The sequence below is a fragment of the Desulfosediminicola sp. genome, from assembly GCF_048381775.1.
Taxonomy (GTDB): Bacteria; Desulfobacterota; Desulfobulbia; order Desulfobulbales; family Desulfocapsaceae; genus Desulfopila; species Desulfopila ganghwensis.
Genome location: NZ_JBLXGE010000002.1, coordinates 351,932 through 374,356, shown reverse-complemented (window position 1 = coordinate 374,356; position 22,425 = coordinate 351,932). Strand labels below are relative to the sequence as shown.

The following is a 22,425-nucleotide window of genomic DNA, read 5'->3' as shown; positions in this document are numbered from 1 at the left end:
GTGGGCGTGAACTATAGTCGACCAGTGCAGAAGTTCAACTATGTCGACGCTTATCAACGGTAATAACACACAACCTATGGAAAATATTATGTATGCATTAGCTGTTAACGGAAGTCCAAGAAAGGGCGGTAACACCGAGATTCTTTTGAGTACAGCACTTGAGCCGCTCCAGGAAGCTGGCTGGGAAACAGAATTGGTTCAGGTGGGCGGTAAGGCAATACGCGGTTGTCTTGCCTGTGGCAAGTGTCGTGAGACGCAGAATATGCAATGTATCCAGAGCAAGGACATTTTTAACGAGATTATGGAGAAGATGGTAAGGGCGGATGCGCTTATTCTGGGTTCTCCCACCTACTTTACAGATGTAAGTGCCGAGATGAAGGCTCTACTTGACCGTTCCGGCTATGTTGCCCTGGCCAACGGCAGGATTTTCAGAAGCAAAATCGGTGCTGCTGTGGTTGCTGTGCGTAGAGCCGGAGCGACTCACGTATACGACACCATTAACCACATGTTCCTGATGAATCAGATGATTATTCCAGGTTCTACCTATTGGAACCTGGGAATTGGCCGTGACAAAGGAGAAGTTCGTGACGATGCGGAAGGACTGACTAATATGAAAAATCTTGGAGAGACAATTCAGTGGCTTGGCGCGGCTATTGCACCACATAAGGAAACATTCCCCACCATCTAAGCACCCGCGCAAGAAAACCACTTTTCCCCGGCCAGCAGTTGGCTGGGGCACCTTGCAGCTATCAAGGGCTTGCTGGCGGTTAGCCAGAAGAGACGGCCAGCTACAGGTCATCTACCTGAGCAAGGCGAATCGACGGCCAGGACAGTTGCAACGTCAGCTGAAAGCCGAGTCGAGGCTTCATGAGCCGGCATAAAGACAGCAGCCAGGTGACAGTCGTGCTCAGAGAACCTCAAACTTTTCCTCAACGACGAATATTTCCCCGTTCTGATCATAGATTTTCAGGGAAAATAGGAAGAGGTCTCCCTGTTGGCTGTTCAGCCGGGTTTTGCAGAGCTCAAGCGCTTCACCCTGCCGTGATATGAAGTATCCGCTCTGGCTGCTGGTGGCGGTGCCGGCTGAACCTGACTTTTTGGCCGTGAAACTGTATTGCAGCTGTTGTCCGGCAAGGGTGGAAAGACAAACTCCCCGCACCAGCAGGATATTGTTGTCAACTAACTCTATTTTCAGGCTGCCCCGGTGGGGAGTGTCCCCGCAGGTCGCTGCTGCTGCGAAACTGAGTTGCGCTGCTACGAGAAGTATGGCGATGAGGTGGCTCATGGTAGCTGGCTGTGGTGGGCCGGATAGCTAAGGTTCTGTGTTGTGGGGGGCCAGCCATTGACTGTGCGAGCTTTGTAGCCGGCATGGTTTGGTTCAACCTCCTCACCACTCGAGAGTGGTGGAGGGTTTTTACCGAGAGAGAAGGCTGGTCCCGAGGAAAAAGAGTTATAACTACTCCCTTTCCCCTCTGGACCCTGGCTAACTCAAGCACCTGCCAGGTATTGGTTGTAAATTGTCTCGGGTGCTTCAATGCCTTTTTCTTCCAGGTACTTTTGGATGACCGGGTGCCTGATGTCCTCCGGATTTTCCAGTTCCCACTTACGCTCCAGAATGCCCTCGATGATCATGCTCATCACCGCTTTCTCCATTGCCTCTAATACACAGAGCTGAGGTGGTTCATTTCTGGTGTAGCCCGCTTCCCCTTCGGCGATTTCATCAATTTCTATGAACTTGAAATAGCCAAACCTCACCTCAAAGCTCAGTATCGATTTGGTGGTTGACACGGCCAGCAGTACATCGCCCCGTTGCACATCGACAGCCCGCAGGTAAATCCCCACCTGGTCTTTCTGGTATTGGGTCGATCCGCTAATTCCGAGATGGGCTGCGCCTAAGCCTCCTGTGGAGACATTGTGTTCATAAGAGATGATGCCACCCTCCAGCAGCACAGGAGCATGAAGCAATTTCGGTAAGGCGTTTTCCATGCCTTCAGCTTTGAGCTTGGCCATGATGATCTTTCTTTCTGTTAGGAGGTTGTTCAGGCCTTCGCGCTCAACAGGTATGAACCAGTCACTCTTTTTGAGTGCTTCAAGCAGCATGGAAGTGGCTCCCTGGGTGACCGAGGTGCTGAAAGATGTACTGGTTGGATGGGGCTTGTATTGTCCGGTCTGATCGCTGAATTTGTATACGGCAATGATAACCTTACCCTTCGGCTTGGGGAGATTGAGCAGGTCCTCACTGGCACGGGTCTTGAAACCCAGCTGAGCTGGGGTCATGGTTTCAGTCATCGGCCCGGCACAGGATGACAGAAGTGCTGTCAAGGCAAGGAAGGTTACAGTTGTCAGTATCTTTTTCACGGCTCTCTCCTTTTAATGATTCTCCTTTTAATAGTATGGAACACTCACGGAGGTAGATGATCCGTTCGTCTGGTCGACAATGTCCACTTGAATGTTGCTTCCAGTAGAGACGTTAATGTTGTACTTGCCGATCGAATAATTGCCGGGCTGTAGCTCATCACCAAAGTCGCCAAAGGCGGAGCGGACGATCTGGCTGGCGAGGGTGTTGAGAATAGATCTGTTCAGGTTATCTTCAAATTCATCAAGCAGATCAACTTCATTATCGTTTTGAATAGAGGCTGACTCAAGGAGCCAGGCGTAGTTGAGCGGGCTCCCACCGAATCTTGGGTTAATAAACCGAAAATTCAGTTGCTCAGCCTGCACCACCGCACAGCTGAACCCCAGGAAGATACCGATCAGAATACCTGCCATTCGTGTCTTCTTCATAATACTCCCCTATTGGTTATTTGTTGATTGTAAAGTGGTTACAGGCCATCTCCCACCAGGTCGCCATTTTCTCCGTTTTGTATCCTGAGCAGATGCTGCCTGATGAGGGTGATGGTGACCTGCTTTACTGCAGCCTCCGCAATTTCCTCGATATCCACCTGGCGTGAGGAAACCCTGGTGACGAAATACCGTTCACTTCCTACGAAAACAGCTATGATGGTCCCCCAGCGAGCGCTTGGTGCCTCCTGAATAGAAATATGCATTGGCCCGAGTTGTTTCGGAGGATCCCATCTATTAGTAAATTCATCATAAAAATCATCGCCAAGGCGGGTGATGGTTTTGTTGATCACCAGTGCACCGATTTCGACATCTTGAGCTACAGTGCAGGGCGGCCGAACAAGAAGAGACAATGCGATAAACAAGAATACGACCATCATCGGTCCTGCCCGTCTTTCTGGCCGTAAGCACTGTTTTCTTTTGTGGAAAGACCAAATCCGCAAAGCCCGATCGCGTGTGCAGTAATTTCCCACAAGTTACCCTCCGGAATAATCAGAAAACCACCGAACTGCCTGGATACGATTAGAGACCTTGAGTTTTTTATACATATTGTAGAGATGTACTTTTACCGTATTGGTACTGATGCACAGTTCTTCAGAAATGTCCTGGTTCGACTTACCGGCTGCCAGAAGTTTCAGCACAACCATTTCCCGTGAGCTGAGAACCTGTTGGGGCTGGCTGGCCGGAGATATCTTTTCGGACGAATTCATCCATTGCAACAGGACCTTCCTGGGGACCCATACCTCACCTTGCAAAATGGTATGCAACCCTTTGTGGAGGACATCCAACGGATCATTTTTATAAAAGATTCCCCTTACTTTGTTGAGGTGCAGAAAGCGGGAGAGGCTGTCTTCAGTGCCGGGTTGCATGTTGACGACAATGTAATGAACCCGAGGTTCAGCATGGTATGGGTATTCGTGCAAACTGGTACTGCTGTCATTTGGGTTCCGGTGAATTTCCAAGAAGTCGTACATTAAATATGTGTGCACCTTGGGTGAGTCGGTGTCGAAACTGTCTGTAACGGTACACTGCTCGTTGAAATGATCCTTAAGATAGAATTTCAACAGATCGTCCATCAGGTTAGAAGGGAGCGGAAAGTATATGATGGCTTGTTGTGGCATATCTCATGGTCGAATATGGTGTTAGAACGATTGGTGTCTTGTCCTATAGCCTGTCACTGATAAGGTTATATCCCGCGTAAGACGAGTTCCTGGCCGAGTCGTGCTGAAAATAGCTGTCAACTCTCGCTCACTATTAACGGGTCCCCTGCTCCTCCTGCACCATTTAGCCCCTCTCCCCTCAATCCGGACATTGCTCAGCAAAAAGTTAAGTAATGAATTCGGATGATTTTCAATCGCACGTATTTTTCATCAACTACAACAATGTATCCCACGCAGTTTGAGCGGCGCGTGATATCGTCTCAAAGGTAGTATTAGTTTATGTTAGGCAAAAGGTATTGTCAATATTATTAGTGCCTACAGCCTATCCTGGTGGGTCGGCGCTAGATGGAGTTGACAACTAGGTGGAATATAAAATGTTGTCGAGTATTAAGTCCATCGGCTAGCACTTGAGGAGCCGACATGACGTTGCCTCGACTGTAGGTCCTAATCAAATGAATTAGAGTAATCATCTGATACATGCGTTCAGCTGTGCACTACGCTGCAACTTGATCCTGAACTGTTATTTTTCGATGAGGCGGTTTGAAGTGGTCGAACTCTCTCTTGCCGCCCGCAGTTGGAAGGTGGCCTGGTAGTAGCCAGTAGTAGCTGCTAGCCCAGATTTTTCTTCAGTTCACAAAAGTACCTCGGAACCAGGAATTGAGATGAGCTGGAGTCGTGGTAATGGCTGCCCGTGGCTGTATTGTCTAAGATGTTCTCTAATCGTGATAGCATTCTTGAAAAATGATGATATTTCAAGCGACTGTGACGATCGGCAGCGTTGTTTGCCTCGGTGAACCAGGACAAGCAGTATCTGCAGGATTCTGTTGGGGAAACCATTTCCCCGCATATCAGTTTTTGAATGGAGAATACTGCTCATCGAGAAGCAAACGTTATGCCGCGATGAGAGTGGGGGGCAGAGGGCAAGTGATTGCTGTGAAGGTGTGATCGTTACGCAAAGTCCCCCCTCCCGATGCTGCTGGAAGACAAGCGGTAGGAGGGGGGCGGGATATCAGGCTGTTATGGCGAGCCCTGGTTGATGGTGATGGTGTTGTACGCGCCTACCGAGGTGGCGGTGGCGGTATTGCCGGAATCGTACTGGTTGATGGTGATGGTGCTGCCCGGACCAAAGTAGGTAGAGGCGGTGGCATAGTGTGAGTCGCCCTGCTGAGTGACTTCTACCCGGTTCTCGAATGATGTGCTGTCATTGTAGATATAGGCGTAGCTGTTATTGGCGCCAGACTGGTTTATGGTCGAGACATCCATGGTACCGTACTGCTCGATCAGCGCCTCATTGTCGTAGGAAAATGCCTGGGCAATGGCCGCGTAGTTGAAGTCACCAGACTGGAGAATTCTTGCCTCATCATTTAGGGAGGCAAACTGGACGATATTGCCCTGGTTGCCATTCCCCATCTGGACGACTTCGGCCATGGAACCAGCCGAGGCGAGCTGATAGATGTTGGCAACGTTGAAGTTGCCAGCCTGGTCAATTGCCCCGCTTGAGGTGTACGAGCCGTATTGCACCACAGTCGCATCATTGGCAACACCAGCCTGGGATATTTCGGCCTCATCAAACAGCGAGAAGGTCTGCAGGATGAATGCGGTGTTGCCAAGGCCCGCTTGCTCGATGGAGGCGCTGGAGTCGAAGGCAGCCTGCTGAAGTATCTCAGCCTGGTTGAATATTCCCAGCTGACCAATTGATGCATCGCTAAGACTTGCACCGTACTGGCCAATTGTTGCGAGGTTGCCGACTCCTTCCTGCGAAATTTCAGCAGTGGCGCTATAGGTGTACTCCTGATCTATCTGAGCGTTATTTAAAAAACCCAGCTGGTCGATCGTGGCAGAGTTATTATAGCTGTACTCAACCTGGTTGACGGTTGCCGTGTTATACCCACCTTCACTGTAGACATCAGCTATGTTGTTGTCTGATGCTGCGACAAACCCCGCTGTGCTTAAGGTGAGTGCTGCCGCAGTCGCAAATATTTTTCTTTTCATCATGGAATTAATCCCCCTTGTTGATGTAGATAAATTGCTCATTACGAGCCTTGCAATAGCCCCCGATGCTACCTCAGTTGCCGGTTACCGTGGCCGTCGCTCCTCCTTGCTGGGAAATTCCCAGTTCTATATTGCTGCCGCCTAAATGTACATTCAGGGTATTGCCGTTTCCGGCCTGGCTGAGATCCAGATTGATACCGTAACCGTGGGTCGTGGCATCCATGTAGTTGCCGACACCGTGCTGAGAGAAGTCGAGACTGTTGGCCAGTCCGTATTGGACGAAGGTCGCCGTATTGCTGTAACCAACCTGGGAGCCATTGACCGAGTTGTTGAATCCGTATTGGGCGATGTCTAGGCTGTTATCAAAGCCTAGTTGCACGACCGGAGCAGCTTGGGAGCCGACTGTATTGTCGCGGCCAAGCTGGTTGATGTTGATATCCTGACCAAATCCGATTTGCCAGGAGGAGGCCTGGTTGAGATCACCTGTCTGGGCCAGGTCGAAAGAGTTGGAGCCACCAACCACATATGTAGTGACCGAGTTGTCGGATGCCGGGGAGGCAATGGGCACCGTGAGAATGAACAGGGCGGTAAGAGAGATGAAGAGTTTTCGTGAACCAGCCTGATGGGAAGAATTTTCCATGATACACCTTTTGAGAGATTTATTTAAAAATTTCCGGGTGGATATGGGTGAATTGGAATGTAGAGAATATCCCGCCTATAGAACTAATTGTAGCAATGCCACATTCAGAAACAATTATCCAAAAGGGTAAAAAAAGTACTAGATTGGTGAGCTCGGTATAACAAGTCGACTAAGCTGAGAGGATTATGTTGTCGGACGGCAGGTGGAGGAAATTAGTTGAAATATGTCGAGAAAAACAACAGCTGGGTGAGGGGCGCCTGCGGGCGGCCAGCAGTGAAGGAGACACTATCAGGAGGATGCGTGGCAGCTGGGGCATTCTAGCGGGTCGGGAGCAGCAAAAGCGAGCGGCCAATAGAGATATGGAGGCTATTGGTTGTTGGGGAAAAGGCGGATTCTGACGCGTAAAAGATTCGCTCCCGGTTGCTCAGGCGGCAGGTGGAATCCTCTGGTAATAGTGGACCGTGAAGGGCTCTTTCCCGGCATCATGTCGTTCCTGGGCGATCTCCTGCCACTCGTCGTCTGAAAAATCAGGAAAGTAGATATCTCCCTCAACTTCGCGGTCGAGTATCGAAAGGATAATGTTGTCTGCAAACTTGAGTGAATCTTTAAAAACTCTGTATCCCCCAAGAATAAAAAGCTTCTCACTATTATCCGCCAACGCTATCGCCTTATCAAGTGAGGTGGCGGTATCGGCTCCCTCAATGGTATAATCAGGGTTACTGCTGACGATGATATTCTGTCTGCCGGGCAGTGGGGCACCAATGGATTCATAGGTAAGCCGTCCCATGACCACCGGGTGTCCCATGGTGGTTTTCTTAAAGAAGTGCAGCTCTTCCGGGATATGCCAGGGAAGCTTGTTGTCTCTGCCGATAACCCTGTTGGTTGCCATGACGGCGATCAGTATAATTTTCATGGTGATGCAATTCAGTCGCTCTTCTGAAATATCTTGTAATTACAGAATATTTTTGTAGTCTCTAACCAAAACTATACATGGTTCACGGTTCGTTTGTCAATGTGCGGCCATCTTAGATAGAAATGGGTTTCAAGCCTTGCAGTCAAAGGTGCTGAGCCTGATGATGAAGTCGTAACGGCAGGAATTGTCAAAATTATCTGGCAATACTTTGGGAGTGCAACAAATGAAGATGCGATGTCCCCACTGCGGGGTAAGCGGTTCTGTTGATGATGCATATATGGGTAGGACATTATCATGCCCTAAATGTAAATCGAAGTTCGAGGCTGTCCCTGAAATGGTATCCGACCAGCCTGTTGCCCCTGCAAAGGAAGCGGAGGTGGGCGGCGGGCAGGACGATATCGCCGCGGAAGCAGCATCTGAAATGGCAGCAGACGAGGCCTTGGAACAAACCGGTGAGGCTGGCGATATACTATTGGATGCCGATCCCGAAGTCCTGGAAGAGCCCGGGCAGGACGAAATCATGCCGTCACCTGCTGTAAGTCATCAAGGGGCCGCCGCAAAAAACGACCTTGATGAGCCGATTGAGGATGTAGCGCAGGCGACCAGAGGAGTTTCCGCAACTTCTGCCGGGGATCAGGGAAAAGTAGAGCTTCCCATCCTCGGTAGCCTCAAAGAGGCCTGGGAGCAGACCAACGGAGTGAAAGGTCAGATCTGGCTGGCGATTCTCATTAATATTCTGGTGCTTGCAGCTATAGATGGTATGGTTACCGGTCTTGCCTGGCTGATTCCCGAGGGTAATGTCAACATCGCCGTCACCGTGATTGGCCAATTGGGCTCAGGTGTTGTCTCAACCATCCTTACCGCCGGACTCATATATATGGGCGTTAAGCGCTTGAAAGAAGGCGATATCCGCTGGCAGGATCTGTTCAGTGGATTTGAGGTGGCTGGTAAAGTTATTGTTACCTGGCTGCTGTCACTGATTTTGCTGTTTATTGGTTATCTGCTGCTGGTTTTGCCAGGCATTTACCTTACCGTGGGATATGCTCTGGCCTTGCCCCTGGTCGTGGATAAGAAGCTGTCTCCCTGGCAGGCTCTTGAAACTTCGCGCAAGGCAATCCATAAAGTCTGGTGGAAGTTTTTCGCGCTGATGTTGCTGCTTGGCCTGATCTCTTTTCTTGCAGCTATTCCTCTTGGCATTGGCCTGATCTGGGTGGCTCCGATGAGTGTGGTGCTTTTCGGTGTGGTCTATCAAACGATTATCCCCAAAGAGATAATTGCTGACTAACCGCTGAATAGGTGCATAATACAAGAAAGTTCATAGATGCCGCCGGAATCGGCGGCTCGCTTTAGAGGAATGTTGAACATGCAGGTTCTTTCTCCGTGGTTGGTCTGGTGCCTGGTAGGTCTCGGCCTGTTGCTTTTTGAATTGGCTGTCCCCGGTTTTGTTATCTTCTTTTTTGGCCTCGGGGCCCTCGCCACTGGCTTGGCCTGCCTGGTTTTTGAGGTGAGCCTGAATGGGCAATTGCTCATTTTTATAATTTTTTCTCTGCTCTCACTGGTGCTGTTGAGGCGTTTTGTCAAACGAGCCTTTACCGGTGACAGTGAAAACTCTTTCGTCGATGAGCCCCATGCGGCAAAGGGAGAGCTGGTGACGGTAGAAACCGGGATAGTGCCGCCCGCTGAGGGGAAGATCAGATATTCCGGTACAACCTGGCGAGCCCGGGCACATGAACCGATCGAGGCCGGAAGGATCGTGGAAATTGTTGAACAGGATGGTTTGGTGATGGTTGTCAAACCCGTTGTTGAAAATAAAAAACAAACTGAAAAAAACAATGGCTGATCCGTAAGGTGTCAGCAAGGAAACGATATAATGGAAAATCTTGTCTTCTTAGTCGCTTTACTGGCAGTGGTTGTGGTTATACTGGTGAAGACCGCGGTGGTTGTTCCCCAGCGTTCGGAATTCGTGATTGAGCGTCTTGGTAAGTACCGGGCCACTCTCGGAGCCGGCTTCCATATCCTTATCCCTTTTCTGGATAAGGTTGCCTATAGGAGAAACCTGAAAGAAGAGCCGATTGATATTGCGGCGCAGACCTGTATCACCGCAGACAACGTGACCCTGGAGGTGGATGGTATCCTCTATCTGCAGGTGGTTAATGCTCAGATGTCAGCCTATGGAATCGAAGATTACCACTTTGCCGCATCCCAGCTGGCCCAGACAAGCCTGCGCTCCGCAATTGGTAAGATCACTCTCGATTCGACTTTCGAGGCGCGTGAAGCCCTGAACGCCCAGGTTGTGGATGCACTGGATGAGGCGGCATCAAACTGGGGTGTCAAGGTACTGCGGTACGAAATCAAGGATATCCAGCCGCCGCGCACCGTGCTTGAAGCCATGGAAAAGCAGATGAAAGCCGAGCGTGAAAAACGTGCTGAAATTGCCAGATCCGAAGGTGAGAAACAGGCCACTATCAATCAGGCGGAAGGTGATAAGGCCGAGGCTATTTCTCTCTCAGAAGGTGAGAAGATGAAACGGATTAATGAGGCTGAAGGCCGTGCCCAGGAAATCCTGCGAGTGGCCGAGGCAACCGCAGAGGGTATCCGCAGGGTCGCTGAGTCTCTCAACTGTCCGGGCGGAACCGAGGCGGCAAATCTGGAAGTAGCCAAAAAGTATATCGATGAATTCGGTAAACTTGCCAAAGAGAATAACACCATGATCATTCCGGGTAACCTTACAGACGTTTCAGGAATGGTGGCTACAGCCATGAAGACCTTGGAGCATACCAAGGGCCAGGATGTAAAATTTACCCCTCCGCAATCCTGATTGAACGCGTATTATCAAGATAGTGAAACGAGCGAAGTGTACTCCAGGTAGTTGATTGTGTCTGATACTGCACCTCCCGGGCCGGTTCTCCATCTGCTGATGGTGATCAGCGCTACGCTTGTTTCCACATCATTTACAGTGGGGGAGGCTATCGCGGGTGATCTTGACCCTGTGGTGTTGACCCTGCTGCGCTTCCTCATTGCTTCCATCCTGCTGACCCCTGTCATTTACCTGCGACATAGCTTGCGGCCAAACTGGTCGCTCATCGGTCGCTCGGCAATTATCAGCAGCTGTCTGGTGCTGTTTTTCTGGTGCATGTTTCTCGCGCTGAGATACACCAGCGCCCTGAATACCAGCGTTATCTTCACCCTGGTACCTGCTATTTCTGGAGTTTTTGCCATACTCCTGGTGCGGGAGCGGCTGGGACGGCCTCAACGGATTGCACTGGTACTTGGGCTTGCCGGGGCTTTGTGGGTAATCTTCAGAGGCGATCTTCAGCTGCTTTTTGCTATGGCCTGGAATAAGGGTGACGTGATATTTTTGCTCGGTTGTTTTTCCATGGCTCTCTACACCCCCCTGGTCAAATTTCTGTATCGTGGCGAGTCAATGCTGCTGATGACCTTCTGGGTATTGGTCACCGGGACTGTCTGGCTGTTGATTTTCGGTGCAAACAAGTTGCTGGCTGTTGATTTGGGATCAGTCCGGCCAATGGTCTGGTGGGCTCTTCTCTATCTGGCGGTGTTTACCACGATCATCACGTTCTTTCTCACTCAATACTGTACGCCCCATATCGGCGCGACCCGGGCAATGGCCTATTCCTATCTCTATCCGGGGCTGGTGCTGCTGATCGATCTTTTTCTGGGCAAGGGTTTACCACCAGTGGGTACTTTGCCTGGAGTCGGCATGGTACTGTTGGCGATGGTGGTGTTGCAATACTCTTCCTTGCGGCGGGAACGTCGCTAGCCAGTATCGTTCGGGGCCATTTTGTCGAAATAGAAAAAGCGTATCTCTGCTCCGATTCCCGGCTTGGTGAAGTTGCTACAGTTCGTCTGGGTGGGCGGTTGTCATGGGGAATTCTGCCTGCACTGTATGAACGGCCCCTCCATGTGAGAGGGAGCTTGAGTAGAGGCGGAAGGTATCGACACGAAAAGACGGGGTTTCGAACATGCTGTTACCTGCCAGGAACTGCGTTACCCGTTTCAGCGGGCTGTTTCTCAAGCGGGCTAGGGTTACATGGGGGGAGAATTTTCGTCGCTCCCGGGGGATGCCGATGTCGGCCAGTGACTTCTCGATGGAGTTGCGGAGCTGAATGGTCTCCATCTCGGGAGAGATACCGCACCACAGAACCCTGGGATTGCCCCGGGGAGGGAAATGGCCTACACCCCGCAGACTGATAATCAGCGGTGGTGTGGAAATTTGTGCGAGTGCCCGACGAATGTCGGCCAGCATGCTCCCTTCCACATCACCGATGAATTTCAAGGTGAGGTGCAGCTGCTCAGCGGGCACCGCCCGGGCACCGGGAATAGTTGCTCCCATGCCGCATATCAGCATACGGACATCGTCAGGCATATCGTAGGCGACGAAAAGTCGTATCATAAGCGATCTCCAGTAAAATAGGGGCCTTCTTCGGAGGCGAGTATGGTGATTGCCTCATTGGCGATGGTCAATCCGAAAATGCCGGTAATAGTAGGCAGGCTGCCCAGCACATTGCGCTCCCGCCCCCGATCTGAATGCGGTGTTTCGCCAACCCTGGATTCCTCATTTTCCTGAGTATAATCGAAATCAACCTTCTGGTTCGAATAGATACAGCGTATCCCTTTACCTACTCCACGGCGGCGGAGGCGTTTGCGTACATGTTTGGCAAGGGGGCAGACAGTGGTCTCGAATATATCACCGATACGTATTTTAGTGGTATCTGTCCGTAACGCCGCACCCATGGAAGAGAGGGTGGGAATGGCACGCTGGTAGGCCCCGACGAGCAGTTGGACTTTGGGGTTGAGTGAGTCTATGGCGTCGATCAGCAGATCCGGCCGGGGGGAGAGAATTGCCTCCAGAGTCTCTTCGGCGGTAAACATCTGCAGGCTTTCAACGTTGCAGGAAGGATTGATCGCCTTTATTCGTTCCAGGGCGGCTTCTGCTTTAGGGCGGCCAAGCGTGGTTTCCAGGGCCAGGATCTGCCTGTTGATATTGGTGGGCTGGATGGTGTCGAAGTCGACAATTCTGAGATTGCTGACGCCGGCGCGGGCCAACCCTTCCACCACATAACCTCCGACGGCCCCGAGGCCGACCACGGTCACGCTCCTGTTTTGCAGGCGACCAAAACTGTCATTGCCCAATAAGCGCTGAGTTCTTGAAAATCGTTCCATATATCTATATCTATTCCAGGTGAATTGTTGTCGTTGAGAATTGGCTGCTGCCGAATTGCTGCATCTATTCATTCCATGAAAAAATTTTGGCAGCAATAGACAGGAAGATCAGTGTAGAAAAAAGTAAAATCGCACATTCCCATTGTACCTGTCTTAATGTTGCCGCTTCACTCATCACCATTCTCGCTGCCCTCAGCAGGTGGGTGAGAGGGAAGAGGTCAGAGAGCATCAGTACCCAGCGTGGTGAACCCTCAAGGGAGAACCATACTTCAGAGAGAAACATCATTGGCAGGGAAATAAAGTTGAGCACGCCACTGGTGAATTCCTCGCTGGTTCCACGCGCGGCCAGAATCAAGCCGATAGAAGAGAGATTCAGACCTCCAAGTAAAAATATGAATGCCAGCAGCAGATAGGAACCCTGCACCTGAAAGTTAAAGATCAGGTCAGCCCCGAGCCAGACGATCAGCAGGGTGAACATCAGCAGGAAAATTCGGGAGAGCATCTGCGCTGTGAGATATTCAAAGGCGGTGAGAGGAGTGGCTTTGAGTCGTTTTAAGGTGCCGTTTTTACGATATCGGACGACTACATAGCCGACCCCCCAAAGCGCGGAAAACATCATGTTCATGGCCAGAATCCCCGGAAAGAGCCAGTCGATATATCGTATCTGTTCTCCCTCGATCAACTGTTTATCAGCCACCTCGTCAGCTGCAAGGAATGAGGCGATGAAGATCTTTTCGGCAAGGGCACCACTGGGGGATGAGTCGTTTATCCAGTAGGTGTGGTTGCGTGAGGTTGCATCAAGCAGCAGGTCAATCTTGTGGTGGCTTAGCTTACGCTCTCCCTCTTTATAACTGGCCATGGGAATGAAGGTGAGGTGTTCACTCTCATAAAAGGGTTTGGGGATTGTGGTTTCAGCTAATTCAACAGCGTCCGAACTGACCGGGAAGACCCCAACTTTGAAGTGTTGCAAATCTTTGTGGTTGAAGACCAGGCCGATGCCAACTATGAGCAGGAACGGGAAAGCGAAGTTCCAGCCGAAGGCGGCTTTGTCCCTGAAAAATTCATGATTGCGGGCAACGAACAAGGCCCATATGCGCTGAAAGCTGGGTAGGTGCATGGCAATTTTTCCCGTATCTCGTGTTTCAGTCCCTTAAGGTTCTGCCGGTGAGATGGAGAAAGACATCCTCCAGGGTTGGGGTGTGGATGTTCATACCATTCAGGCTGACGGCATTCGTGTTCAGTTTCTGCAGTAGCGAGTCAATATTATCGGTATGGATAACTGCCCGGTTGTTTCGTTCGTGCCAGCTCAGGTCGGGCGATTCAAGGCCACTCAGATTTTCCGTAGGCAGAGAAAGAGTTGTTGTCCTGCAGTGGGTATTGATCAACTCTCTCGGAGTGCCCCGGGCAATAATCACTCCCTGATCCATGATGGCGATATCATCGCAGAGATACTGGGCTTCTTCCATGGAGTGGGTGGTCATGATCACAGTTTTGCCTTCTGCTTTAATCTTCTCCACGATTGCCCAGAGGTTTCGTCTTGATTGCGGGTCAAGGCCGGTTGACGGCTCGTCGAGAAAGATCAGGTTTGGTTTGTTGATTAATGCCAGTGCCAGCATCAGGCGTTGTTGCTGGCCACCTGAGAGTTTGTTGTTGGCACGGTTGATTATCGGTTTGAGTTCGCAAAGCCTGATGAGCGTATCGAGATCTTCCGGTTGTGCAAAAAGTTTTTGAAAAGTGCGTAGTGTCTCTTTGACAGAGAGAAAGTTGAGAAGGGAGGTGTGTTGAAACTGAATGCCTATCTCTTCACGGAACGAAGCTGTGCGCGGAGAACCTCTGTAGAGAATTTCACCTGATGTTGGCGGGATTATATCCTCAATTATTTCTATGGAAGTAGTTTTTCCAGCACCATTCGGCCCAAGGAGGCCAAAGCACCTTCCCTGGCTGACAGTAAAAGAGACATCTTTTACCGCGACAGTTTCTTTGAACACTTTTCTCAGATTACGAACGTGAAGCAGCGTTGTCATGGCCAATAGACGGATTTTGAGTCTGGATGGAGATTTATGTATAATGATATCAGCATTCTTGGCGAAAGATCAAATGTGCCGATAAAAAATATTCAAGATTAACAGAACACTACACCACACAGGAATATATGTCCTGGTTTGAGCTTTGGCCAGACGATAACAGTTTGGTGAAAAAAAATATTGACCGGAGAACAGTTATCGTTTACAAATGATATTAATTATCATTAAGAGGGGATTATGCAGCTACGAATGACCAACCAGAGGGAGATCATCCTTCGCGAACTGCGGGAGAGCAAACAGCATCTCACGGCGGATGAGCTGTACGAGAGGGTGAAAAAGGTCATGCCTCGCATAAGCCTTGCAACTGTTTACCGAAATCTAGAGGTGTTATCAGGTGCTGGCATCATTGCCAAGCTGGAGATCAGTGGTAGGCAAAAACGATTTGATTATGATGTAAGCGAACACGATCACATCTGTTGTGTTAAATGCCACCGGGTTGATAACCTGGAGCTGGACAGGGACAAGCTGGGATCGATAGACTGGGAAAACACGGATGGATACTCCGTAAAAGGCTATCGCCTTGAAGTTGCAGGGATTTGCCCGAAGTGTCAGAAAGAACTAAAATTTAAGGAGAAAGTCCAATGAGTTGCGGATGCAAACCACTTACCGATGAGCAAAAACAGATTCTCGAGGCAATGGCCAACAGTGCAGAGCCGTGTGGCTCCAAAGATATAGCCGCGGCAACCGGTCTTGAGAGTAAGGCTATCAGCTGTCGTATTACGGCTTTAAAAAAGAAGGGACTGGTTGAAAGTCCGGTTCGTTGCAAATATTCCATCACCGATGATGGCCGTAATGCCCTGAACGGTTAAGTTCGCTTGTGAATTGCTGAAAAATTCATACTTCTGCCAAGAGTAAAAACCGGTGAGATGAAAATCTCACCGGTTTTTTTTTGCTCTGGATAATGCTTCCGGGTTCATGGGTACTGGAGTTTATTGTTTGGAAACAACTGTTTTCAGAGTGGTGCGCTTTGATTCAACAAACTCCATAATAGCTGCCGCACTTCTCTTTGAGCAACTCACAGCTTCTGCCACTGTTTTGGCTCCTGTGACCACATCGCCTGAGGCAAAGACCCCTTCGCGGGTAGTGCGACCATCCCCATCTGTTATAACCAGTCCATTCTTTTCTTTACCGATGCCGGAGAGGTTACTTCTCGGGTCCTGGCTGATGGCGATAGCAACAGCATCTGCCTCTACCAGTACTTCCTGTCCCTCTGTATTGCCTTCTGCGCTGGTCAGGGTGCAGAGAACACCGGCGTCAGTTATTTTATTCGGTGAATGAAAGAAGGCGAATTTTACCCCATCTTCTACTGCACTTTCATACTCATGGCGGGTGGCGGAAATGTTGTTTTCACCTTTACGATAGAGCACCACAACTTCGTCCACCCCGTTGCGAAGTGCGGTTCGCGCCACGTCCATGGCCACATTACCTGCGCCAATGATGGCCAGTTTTCGGCCAAGTGAATATGCTTCGGGGTTTTTCAGATAGTTGATTCCATAATGAACATGGCCCAGGGTTTCACCAGCTATCCTGAGTGGCCTCGGGTTCCAGACTCCGGTGCCTATGAAGACGGCACTGTAGGCGTCCCGGAGGAGATCGTCGATGGTGATAACCGGTCCGATAAGAGTGTTGGGGCGAATCTTGACTCCCATCTTGATCAGGGCATCTTTTAATTTTGCCAGCAGATCCCTGGAAAGACGGAATTCAGGTATGCCATGCTGGAGAATGCCGCCGATTTTGTCTTCAGACTCAAAAATCGTTACATCGTAGCAGTTTGTCGCCAGGATGAAGGCGACGGTTATGCCGGCAGGACCAGAGCCGATGATAGCGACTTTTTCTTTGGTGAGCACATTACAGCTCTCCGCTTCGAGATGATCGAGATAGTAGGTAGAGATGAAGTGTTCAATGCCGCTGATGTTGATAGGGGCCGATTTTTTGCCAAGTATGCAGTGCCCCTCGCAGAAATTTTCATGGGGGCAAATTTTTGAGCAGACAACCGACAGCGGATTGTTTTCAAAAAGCATCCTGCCGGCCTTTTCGAGATCTCCTTTAAGAAAAAGAGAGATCATTTCGTTAATTCTGGTTCCGTTAGGGCAGCCTTTCCTGCATAGGGGCTTTTTACATTGCAGACAGCGATGGGCTTCTTTGATGATGTTGGTTTTCATATTTTACAGGATGTTATGTTAATGAAATGATATTTCATGAAATTCTATAGATTGTCTTTTGAATGTTGCCGCAGATGATTGCAGCGGTGCGGATGTGTTTCAGGTTCAGACGTCTCAATAGAGGTAGCGCAAAGAGGGGAGGGGCCAGCTATTGTTACTGCCGTAAGATGAGGAGTCGAGTCACTGCAATTCTATCGGGATTATAGCGAGTGTAAACGAAAAGTCCCGCGAAATAGCAGATTCCAGAATGAACAGAGCTGTTGGAAGAGGCATGAAATCATCATAACCCACAGGGAATTGAATAGAACTTCGGTCTGTTGATGAATTGATATAATCAATTGGCATGAGTGGTAATCCTGCTATCGGAACTAACGATTTGATGTGTCAGCCCAGTGTTCTATAGTACGTTTTCATAACCGTATAAAACGTACCTGGAGATTATTGCCCTGATGCTTTGCCCATATTCAGAAAACAGTGCCGATAAGCGAGTAATCCCTGTTCCATCTGCCGAACTTTCTCAGGTTGAGGCTGTATTTGAACAGGGGAGCGGTAACTTTAATGAGGATGCACAACTGATTACCGATGGGCTCTATGGTGTGTTTGACGGGGCAACCAGTTTGAGCGGCACCCTCTACGATGGTGTGACCGGTGGCTTTCTCGCTTCCAATATTGCTGCGGATGTATTTGCAGACCGCAACCTTTCCCTGACTGAGCGTATGGTGGCGGCTAATGAAGCCATACACAGCAAAATGCTATCCTCAGGCGTTGACCTTACCAGAAAGGAAGAACATTGGACCACCAGTCTTGCTGTGATCGAAATGGATGGTGACCAGTTTCACTGGTGCCAGACCGGAGACTGCCGAATCCAGCTTATTGGCCATGACGGTACCAGCCGTCAACTCGTCGAGCCGGAAGACCATGATGCTGAGACACTCTCCTTGTGGCAGAAAATCGGCCCGGCAAGCAGTGAACCTATTGGCGTGGCGCTGGCAGAGCAGATACTGCGCGTTCGACGTAGGATGAATGTCGATTATGGTGTACTCAACGGTGAAAACGATGCCTTGCATTTTGTCTCAAGAGGTTCAGAAACTTTAGACGGTGTAGCCGCGATCATTCTCTACACGGACGGTCTTGTCCTTCCTAACTACGATCTCAACCTCCCTCATGATCAGGATCTTCTGGCGACGATCTTTCAACAAGGCGGACTTTCAGCAGTTCGCGACCGGGTTCGGTCTCTCCAGCAGGATGACCCTAGATGTCTTGCCTATCCACGCTTCAAGATGAACGACGATATCAGTGGTATCGCCTTATCATAGGAGCGATGCACAAGGAATTGCCCCTTCGTTTATCCTTTTGGCTTGCAGGAGCGGCTGTATTCGCATTATACTTTCCAGCTGATATAGAAAATTGACCGGCCTATGAGCACTTTACGCTCATCGGTCAGCGTACTACATGACTTTTTCTCCCTCTATGGCGGCAGTTGTTGAACTGTGAAATGCTCTGGCAGGAAAAGCGTTTCCCGGCACCTTCTCGTGTCAGGACCAAGTTGCTAAACCTGAAAGTTCAAAGTGATTCCGAATGACCAATACGAACGATGACGTGAAGAAAGGTGGCGGGCTTTTTGCCAAGCTTACATCAAAGCTTTCCGCAAATGGTGAGCAGGAGCAGAAGGATGACGCTGAGAATGTTGAGGCGGATGCTTCGGATAATCTCGAGATGATCGAGGAGTATAATCTCATCAAGCAGAATCCTGAGAAGATAACCGGCTGGGATTTTGATCGGGCGTTCGATTTTATGGAGAAGTACCCGACCTCTGACTATGTCAGTAAAGTCAGGCAGGAGATGTATTCCACCAATAGTGATACCCTGAAAGGCCTGAGCTATGCCAGCGCGGTGAAGGTGCTGAAGCAGCTGCCGGATCACCCTGGAGTGCCCTCGATCCTCAAGGGCATGACCAAGCTTGAGGAAGATTATATTCGCGAGCTTTCCTCAGATGTCATCACCTACATGCTGGAGCGAATCCCCGATCATCCGTTGAAAGATCAGTTGGCAGCCGCCCTTGCCGATAAGAACCTGACCAAAGCTTTTGGGTTCGTTGTTGGTCTTCCCAACCATCCATGTGTACCTCTCGTTATCCGGAAAATGTTTGATAGTGATGCCAATATCGCTACCCTGCTGCTACATGAGGTAATGGATCATCCACAGGTGGATGCGATTTTTAAAGGTATTTACTCCATCAGTGAAGAAGCGGTAGCACAGATGACACCGGATGCGATTATCTTTATCCTGGAAGTTGCCTCCGACCATGAGCAAGCAGGTGTAATGCTTGATACCCTGGTGGCGAAAAACTACGTCAAGGCGTATGATTTCGTAAAAAACAACCCGGAAAATGAACTCGCCCCAAGGCTGAAGGAGATAATCATCAATCAGAAGCCGGATCTGGCAGCACTGCTGAAATAGATTTCAATCTCGAAGTCATCCTCTTTGCTTGAGTCTGGTAGAGAACGGAAAGTACGACGCATTAAAAAATGCCCGCTCCAATTTTGGAGCGGGCATTTTTTATTTGTTGCCATGACATGTTATTTCATCATCTTCCGCAACACAAATGGGAGGATGCCGCCGTTTTCGAAATAGTTGATATCGACCAGGGTATCGAGGCGGGAGGTTACAGTGAATCTGGTCTCAGCGCCATCAGGTGACTGGGCACGCACCTGCAGTTCTTTACGCGGCGTCATGCCTTCGAGTCCGGCAATAAAGAAGAGCTCATCACCTTTTAAGCCGAGACTCTCGATTGAGTCATTTTCGGCAAACATCAGGGGAAGCACACCCATTCCCACCAGGTTGTTGCGGTGTATCCGCTCATAGCTGCCTGCAATTACAGCTCGGACTCCAAGCAACCTCGAGCCTTTTGCAGCCCAGTCCCTTGAGGAACCTGTGCCGTACTCTTTACCTGCCAGTACCACCAGCGGTACCTGCTCCTTCTGGTAACGCATTGCCGCTTCATAATTGAACAACTCGGTTTTTTCTGGAAATTTTAGTGTGAAACTCCCTTCTTTGGGCTTGATCATCTGGTTCTTTATCCTGATGTTTCCGAAAGTACCGCGCATCATGACCTCGTGATTACCACGTCGTGAACCGTAGGAGTTGAAATGTTCTGGTGTGACTCCCTGTTGGAGGAGATAGCTGCCGGCAGGATATTCAACAGGTATGGCCCCTGCCGGAGAAATATGGTCGGTGGTGACGCTGTCGCCAAGCAGCAAAAAGACCCGCGCATTTTCAAGATCCGGGGTGATGCCGGGCTCAATTGAAAAATCGTCAAAGTAGGGCGGCCGCTTGATATAGGTTGATGTATCATCCCAGGGATAGGTCGTAGACTCCTTGACATGGAGGTTGTCCCAGAACTGGTCGCCGGAGAAAATCTTTGAATACTGGTGGGTAAAATTCTCTTTAGTGACGTTCTCCCTGACCAGTGCTTCGATCTCTTCATTGTCAGGCCAGAGCTCATGGAGATAAACCGGGTCTCCATTTGGGTCGAGGCTCACCGGTTCTGTGGTGAGATCGATATCGACGCGTCCGGCAAGGGCGAATGCCAGAACCAGCATCGGTGAGGCGAGAAAGTTGGATTTGATCTTCTGGTGGATACGCGCCTCGAAATTTCGGTTGCCGGAGAGCATGGCGGCAACGTTGAGGTTATGTTCGTCAATGGCGCTTTCCACTTCCGGGTTGAGGGGGCCGCTGTTGCCTATACAGGTAGTGCAGCCAAAGGCTGTGATATGAAACCCAAGCGCTTCGAAATACGGCATCAGACCGGCAGTCTCAAGATAGTTGCTCACCACCCTTGAACCCGGAGCGAAGGAGGTCTTAACATAGGCCGGAACTTTCAGGCCGCGCTGGACTGCCTGGCGGGCCATGAGACCGGCACCAATCAGAACATTGGGGTTGGAGGTGTTGGTGCAGGAGGTTATGGCGGCGATCACCACGGAACCGTCTCCGATTTTCTCAGGGATGTTGTGCAGGGTGATTTCGATATCGCGTTTTGCCACAGCGCTACAGTCCGGTTTCCTGGTAGTGCAGGAACCGGATTCATCGAGAAAGGTAGAGATGTTCTCAAGCGATGCATCACGGTTATAGGTGCAGCCCAGAATGTCGCCAAAGGTGTCTTTCATTTCGGAAAGTGGCACCCTGTCCTGGGGCCGGGCAGGGCCGGCCAGAGATGGTTCGATGCTGGAGAGATCGAGTTCGAGAGTGGCCGTGTACTCGATGGATTCATCCTCTTCATAAAAAAATGCATTCGCGATGCCGTATGCTTTGGTTCTGACAGCTTGTTCGGATCTGCCGGTAATCTCGAGATAGTCGAGAGTGGCCTCGTCCACCGGGAAAAATCCGAGGGTTGCCCCATATTCAGGGGTCATATTTGAAACGGTGGCCCTGTCGGGGATGGAGAGGTTCTTGAGACCGGGGCCGAAAAACTCTACGAACTTTTCTACCACTTTATAGTTGCGTAGCATCTCCGTAATGGTCAGCACCATGTCGGTGGCGGTGATGCCGGGCTTGAGACAGCCTGTGAGGCGCACGCCGATAACTTCTGGGATCGACATGTAGTAGGGTTGACCAAGCATTACCGCCTCGGCCTCGATACCGCCAACTCCCCAGCCCATGACTCCTATGGCGTTGATCATAGGTGTGTGTGAGTCGAGCCCGACCACCGTATCGGGATAGGCGAGGGGCTGTTTGTCGCCTGCCTGGTCTGCGGCTATGACAACCTGGCCGAGATGCTCGAGGTTCACCTGGTGGCAGATGCCTGAGTTTGGCGGGACCACCTTGAAGTTACTGAAACTTTTCTGAGCCCATTTCAGTAACTTGTATCTTTCGCTATTCCGTTCGTATTCCCGCTCCACGTTCTGGGTCAGACTGTAACGGGTGCCGGAGTAGTCCACCTGTACCGAGTGGTCGACCACCAGCTCGACCGGAACTGTGGGGTTGACGATATCGGGATCGCCGCCAAGTTCTTTAACAGCGTCACGCATGGCAGCAAGATCCACCACGGCCGGTACGCCGGTAAAATCCTGCATAAGCACCCTGGCAGGATGGTAGGGGATCTCGACAGGGGCATCATAGTTGGTCTGCCAGTTTGCTATGGCGGCAAGTTCTTCTGCCCTGACAATGGCTCCGTCGTAGTTGCGCAACAGGTTTTCAACCAGGATGCGGATCGAGTAGGGCAGGCGGCCTATATCGGCGAGCCCCCGGGCCTCGAGTTCTTTTATGGAAAAATAGCGGTATGTTTTTTTGCCGGCCTTGAATGTTCGCTGGTAGTCGCTGAAATCACTCCTGCTGTTTTCAGTCATAGTTTCCCTCGTCTTGCTGGATCGCAGTCAGTTAAGAAAATAATGTTTGCAATATCATACGGTCATCATGTCATCCTCTAACAGCTTGTAGTATATTATTTAAT

24 protein-coding genes are annotated in these 22,425 nt (G+C 50.3%); 10 read left to right on the top strand and 14 right to left on the bottom strand.

The window, feature by feature from the left end:
* Positions 1–88 precede the first annotated feature (88 nt).
* Positions 89–688, top strand: a complete 600-nt coding sequence (locus tag ACN5NT_RS04565; RefSeq protein ID WP_419174654.1) for a flavodoxin family protein — start codon at positions 89–91, stop codon at positions 686–688.
* Between the two features lie 219 nt (positions 689–907).
* On the opposite strand, the gene csgH is transcribed toward ACN5NT_RS04565, so the two are convergent.
* The 7 genes from csgH to ACN5NT_RS04530 all read right to left on the bottom strand — a co-directional run bounded on the left by csgH (position 908) and on the right by ACN5NT_RS04530 (position 6,633).
* Positions 908–1,285 (bottom strand): curli-like amyloid fiber formation chaperone CsgH, encoded by a 378-nt coding sequence (csgH, locus tag ACN5NT_RS04560; protein ID WP_419174653.1) that lies wholly within the window; start codon positions 1,283–1,285, stop codon positions 908–910.
* Positions 1,286–1,488: 203 nt separating this feature from the next.
* The gene (locus ACN5NT_RS04555; RefSeq protein WP_136795392.1) at positions 1,489–2,358 is read right to left on the bottom strand and encodes a CsgG/HfaB family protein; all 870 of its coding nucleotides are present in this window, start codon (positions 2,356–2,358) and stop codon (positions 1,489–1,491) included.
* 27 nt (positions 2,359–2,385) lie between these two features.
* Positions 2,386–2,784, bottom strand: a complete 399-nt coding sequence (locus ACN5NT_RS04550; RefSeq protein WP_136795391.1) for a curli assembly protein CsgF — start codon at positions 2,782–2,784, stop codon at positions 2,386–2,388.
* Between the two features lie 38 nt (positions 2,785–2,822).
* Positions 2,823–3,221, bottom strand: coding sequence for a CsgE family curli-type amyloid fiber assembly protein (locus ACN5NT_RS04545; protein WP_136795390.1), 399 nt, complete (start codon positions 3,219–3,221; stop codon positions 2,823–2,825).
* A gap of 96 nt (positions 3,222–3,317) precedes the next feature.
* Positions 3,318–3,962 carry a helix-turn-helix transcriptional regulator gene (locus tag ACN5NT_RS04540; protein ID WP_136795389.1) on the bottom strand — a complete coding sequence of 215 codons (645 nt, stop codon included), beginning with the start codon at positions 3,960–3,962 and terminating at the stop codon, positions 3,318–3,320.
* A gap of 1,056 nt (positions 3,963–5,018) precedes the next feature.
* Entirely contained in the window at positions 5,019–5,996 is a 978-nt protein-coding gene (locus ACN5NT_RS04535; protein ID WP_419174652.1) for a hypothetical protein, read from the bottom strand.
* Between the two features lie 70 nt (positions 5,997–6,066).
* Complete coding sequence (locus ACN5NT_RS04530) at positions 6,067–6,633, bottom strand: hypothetical protein (RefSeq protein WP_419174651.1); 567 nt, start codon at positions 6,631–6,633, stop codon at positions 6,067–6,069.
* Positions 6,634–6,818: 185 nt separating this feature from the next.
* On the opposite strand from ACN5NT_RS04530, the gene ACN5NT_RS04525 reads away from it, so the two are divergent.
* Positions 6,819–7,031 (top strand): hypothetical protein, encoded by a 213-nt coding sequence (locus ACN5NT_RS04525; RefSeq protein WP_419174650.1) that lies wholly within the window; start codon positions 6,819–6,821, stop codon positions 7,029–7,031.
* 26 nt (positions 7,032–7,057) lie between these two features.
* On the opposite strand, the gene ACN5NT_RS04520 is transcribed toward ACN5NT_RS04525, so the two are convergent.
* The gene (locus tag ACN5NT_RS04520; protein WP_419174649.1) at positions 7,058–7,546 is read right to left on the bottom strand and encodes a dihydrofolate reductase; all 489 of its coding nucleotides are present in this window, start codon (positions 7,544–7,546) and stop codon (positions 7,058–7,060) included.
* A gap of 223 nt (positions 7,547–7,769) precedes the next feature.
* Between ACN5NT_RS04520 and ACN5NT_RS04515 the strand changes: the two genes are divergently transcribed.
* The 4 genes from ACN5NT_RS04515 (at position 7,770) to ACN5NT_RS04500 (ending at position 11,327) form a co-directional block, all read left to right on the top strand.
* Positions 7,770–8,831, top strand: coding sequence for a hypothetical protein (locus ACN5NT_RS04515; RefSeq protein ID WP_419174648.1), 1,062 nt, complete (start codon positions 7,770–7,772; stop codon positions 8,829–8,831).
* Positions 8,832–8,909: 78 nt separating this feature from the next.
* The gene (locus ACN5NT_RS04510; RefSeq protein ID WP_419174647.1) at positions 8,910–9,386 is read left to right on the top strand and encodes an NfeD family protein; all 477 of its coding nucleotides are present in this window, start codon (positions 8,910–8,912) and stop codon (positions 9,384–9,386) included.
* A 30-nt stretch (positions 9,387–9,416) separates the two neighbouring features.
* Positions 9,417–10,364 carry an SPFH domain-containing protein gene (locus ACN5NT_RS04505; protein ID WP_136795383.1) on the top strand — a complete coding sequence of 316 codons (948 nt, stop codon included), beginning with the start codon at positions 9,417–9,419 and terminating at the stop codon, positions 10,362–10,364.
* Positions 10,365–10,421: 57 nt separating this feature from the next.
* Positions 10,422–11,327 (top strand): DMT family transporter, encoded by a 906-nt coding sequence (locus ACN5NT_RS04500; RefSeq protein WP_419174646.1) that lies wholly within the window; start codon positions 10,422–10,424, stop codon positions 11,325–11,327.
* A gap of 75 nt (positions 11,328–11,402) precedes the next feature.
* Here the strand turns inward: ACN5NT_RS04500 and thpR are convergent, their stop codons facing one another.
* The 4 genes from thpR to ACN5NT_RS04480 all read right to left on the bottom strand — a co-directional run bounded on the left by thpR (position 11,403) and on the right by ACN5NT_RS04480 (position 14,718).
* Positions 11,403–11,960 (bottom strand): RNA 2',3'-cyclic phosphodiesterase, encoded by a 558-nt coding sequence (gene thpR / locus ACN5NT_RS04495; protein ID WP_136795381.1) that lies wholly within the window; start codon positions 11,958–11,960, stop codon positions 11,403–11,405.
* Complete coding sequence (locus tag ACN5NT_RS04490) at positions 11,957–12,730, bottom strand: tRNA threonylcarbamoyladenosine dehydratase (protein ID WP_136795380.1); 774 nt, start codon at positions 12,728–12,730, stop codon at positions 11,957–11,959. Before ACN5NT_RS04490 ends, thpR begins: the two co-directional genes overlap by 4 nt.
* 64 nt (positions 12,731–12,794) lie before the next feature.
* Complete coding sequence (locus ACN5NT_RS04485) at positions 12,795–13,847, bottom strand: ABC transporter permease (protein ID WP_136795379.1); 1,053 nt, start codon at positions 13,845–13,847, stop codon at positions 12,795–12,797.
* Between the two features lie 25 nt (positions 13,848–13,872).
* Positions 13,873–14,718, bottom strand: a complete 846-nt coding sequence (locus ACN5NT_RS04480; protein ID WP_419174645.1) for an ABC transporter ATP-binding protein — start codon at positions 14,716–14,718, stop codon at positions 13,873–13,875.
* Between the two features lie 273 nt (positions 14,719–14,991).
* Here ACN5NT_RS04480 and ACN5NT_RS04475 point away from each other — a divergent pair, with 273 nt between their 5' ends.
* Together ACN5NT_RS04475 and ACN5NT_RS04470 are read left to right on the top strand one after the other, a co-directional pair.
* Positions 14,992–15,399 (top strand): Fur family transcriptional regulator, encoded by a 408-nt coding sequence (locus ACN5NT_RS04475; RefSeq protein WP_228721419.1) that lies wholly within the window; start codon positions 14,992–14,994, stop codon positions 15,397–15,399.
* Positions 15,396–15,623: a MarR family transcriptional regulator gene (locus ACN5NT_RS04470; RefSeq protein ID WP_228721418.1), complete on the top strand. Its 228-nt coding sequence runs from the start codon at positions 15,396–15,398 to the stop codon at positions 15,621–15,623. Before ACN5NT_RS04475 ends, ACN5NT_RS04470 begins: the two co-directional genes overlap by 4 nt.
* Positions 15,624–15,743: 120 nt before the next feature.
* Here the strand turns inward: ACN5NT_RS04470 and ACN5NT_RS04465 are convergent, their stop codons facing one another.
* Complete coding sequence (locus ACN5NT_RS04465) at positions 15,744–16,976, bottom strand: NAD(P)-dependent oxidoreductase (RefSeq protein WP_419174644.1); 1,233 nt, start codon at positions 16,974–16,976, stop codon at positions 15,744–15,746.
* 449 nt (positions 16,977–17,425) lie between these two features.
* Between ACN5NT_RS04465 and ACN5NT_RS04460 the strand changes: the two genes are divergently transcribed.
* Both ACN5NT_RS04460 and ACN5NT_RS04455 read left to right on the top strand, forming a co-directional pair.
* A complete protein-coding gene (locus ACN5NT_RS04460; RefSeq protein WP_419174643.1) occupies positions 17,426–18,292 on the top strand; it encodes a protein phosphatase 2C domain-containing protein in 867 nt (288 codons plus the stop codon).
* A gap of 262 nt (positions 18,293–18,554) precedes the next feature.
* Positions 18,555–19,436 (top strand): hypothetical protein, encoded by an 882-nt coding sequence (locus ACN5NT_RS04455; protein ID WP_419174642.1) that lies wholly within the window; start codon positions 18,555–18,557, stop codon positions 19,434–19,436.
* Positions 19,437–19,555: 119 nt separating this feature from the next.
* On the opposite strand, the gene acnA is transcribed toward ACN5NT_RS04455, so the two are convergent.
* Complete coding sequence (gene acnA, locus ACN5NT_RS04450; protein ID WP_419174641.1) at positions 19,556–22,321, bottom strand: aconitate hydratase AcnA; 2,766 nt, start codon at positions 22,319–22,321, stop codon at positions 19,556–19,558.
* Positions 22,322–22,425: the final 104 nt, after the last annotated feature.

Excerpts from the sequence above, each read along its gene's own strand:
- ACN5NT_RS04525 (WP_419174650.1), top strand. The coding sequence starts at position 6,819 with ATGTTGTCGGACGGCAGGTGGAGGAAATTAGTTGAAATATGTCGAGAA.
- csgH (WP_419174653.1), bottom strand. The coding sequence starts at position 1,285 with ATGAGCCACCTCATCGCCATACTTCTCGTAGCAGCGCAACTCAGTTTC.
- ACN5NT_RS04455 (WP_419174642.1), top strand. The coding sequence starts at position 18,555 with ATGACCAATACGAACGATGACGTGAAGAAAGGTGGCGGGCTTTTTGCC.
- ACN5NT_RS04530 (WP_419174651.1), bottom strand. The coding sequence starts at position 6,633 with ATGGAAAATTCTTCCCATCAGGCTGGTTCACGAAAACTCTTCATCTCT.
- ACN5NT_RS04505 (WP_136795383.1), top strand. The coding sequence starts at position 9,417 with ATGGAAAATCTTGTCTTCTTAGTCGCTTTACTGGCAGTGGTTGTGGTT.
- ACN5NT_RS04545 (WP_136795390.1), bottom strand. The coding sequence starts at position 3,221 with ATGATGGTCGTATTCTTGTTTATCGCATTGTCTCTTCTTGTTCGGCCG.
- thpR (WP_136795381.1), bottom strand. The coding sequence starts at position 11,960 with ATGATACGACTTTTCGTCGCCTACGATATGCCTGACGATGTCCGTATG.
- ACN5NT_RS04540 (WP_136795389.1), bottom strand. The coding sequence starts at position 3,962 with ATGCCACAACAAGCCATCATATACTTTCCGCTCCCTTCTAACCTGATG.
- ACN5NT_RS04490 (WP_136795380.1), bottom strand. The coding sequence starts at position 12,730 with ATGGAACGATTTTCAAGAACTCAGCGCTTATTGGGCAATGACAGTTTT.
- acnA (WP_419174641.1), bottom strand. The coding sequence starts at position 22,321 with ATGACTGAAAACAGCAGGAGTGATTTCAGCGACTACCAGCGAACATTC.
- ACN5NT_RS04520 (WP_419174649.1), bottom strand. The coding sequence starts at position 7,546 with ATGAAAATTATACTGATCGCCGTCATGGCAACCAACAGGGTTATCGGC.
- ACN5NT_RS04550 (WP_136795391.1), bottom strand. The coding sequence starts at position 2,784 with ATGAAGAAGACACGAATGGCAGGTATTCTGATCGGTATCTTCCTGGGG.
- ACN5NT_RS04475 (WP_228721419.1), top strand. The coding sequence starts at position 14,992 with ATGCAGCTACGAATGACCAACCAGAGGGAGATCATCCTTCGCGAACTG.
- ACN5NT_RS04515 (WP_419174648.1), top strand. The coding sequence starts at position 7,770 with ATGAAGATGCGATGTCCCCACTGCGGGGTAAGCGGTTCTGTTGATGAT.
- ACN5NT_RS04465 (WP_419174644.1), bottom strand. The coding sequence starts at position 16,976 with ATGAAAACCAACATCATCAAAGAAGCCCATCGCTGTCTGCAATGTAAA.
- ACN5NT_RS04535 (WP_419174652.1), bottom strand. The coding sequence starts at position 5,996 with ATGATGAAAAGAAAAATATTTGCGACTGCGGCAGCACTCACCTTAAGC.
- ACN5NT_RS04510 (WP_419174647.1), top strand. The coding sequence starts at position 8,910 with ATGCAGGTTCTTTCTCCGTGGTTGGTCTGGTGCCTGGTAGGTCTCGGC.
- ACN5NT_RS04470 (WP_228721418.1), top strand. The coding sequence starts at position 15,396 with ATGAGTTGCGGATGCAAACCACTTACCGATGAGCAAAAACAGATTCTC.
- ACN5NT_RS04565 (WP_419174654.1), top strand. The coding sequence starts at position 89 with ATGTATGCATTAGCTGTTAACGGAAGTCCAAGAAAGGGCGGTAACACC.
- ACN5NT_RS04460 (WP_419174643.1), top strand. The coding sequence starts at position 17,426 with ATGCTTTGCCCATATTCAGAAAACAGTGCCGATAAGCGAGTAATCCCT.
- ACN5NT_RS04485 (WP_136795379.1), bottom strand. The coding sequence starts at position 13,847 with ATGCACCTACCCAGCTTTCAGCGCATATGGGCCTTGTTCGTTGCCCGC.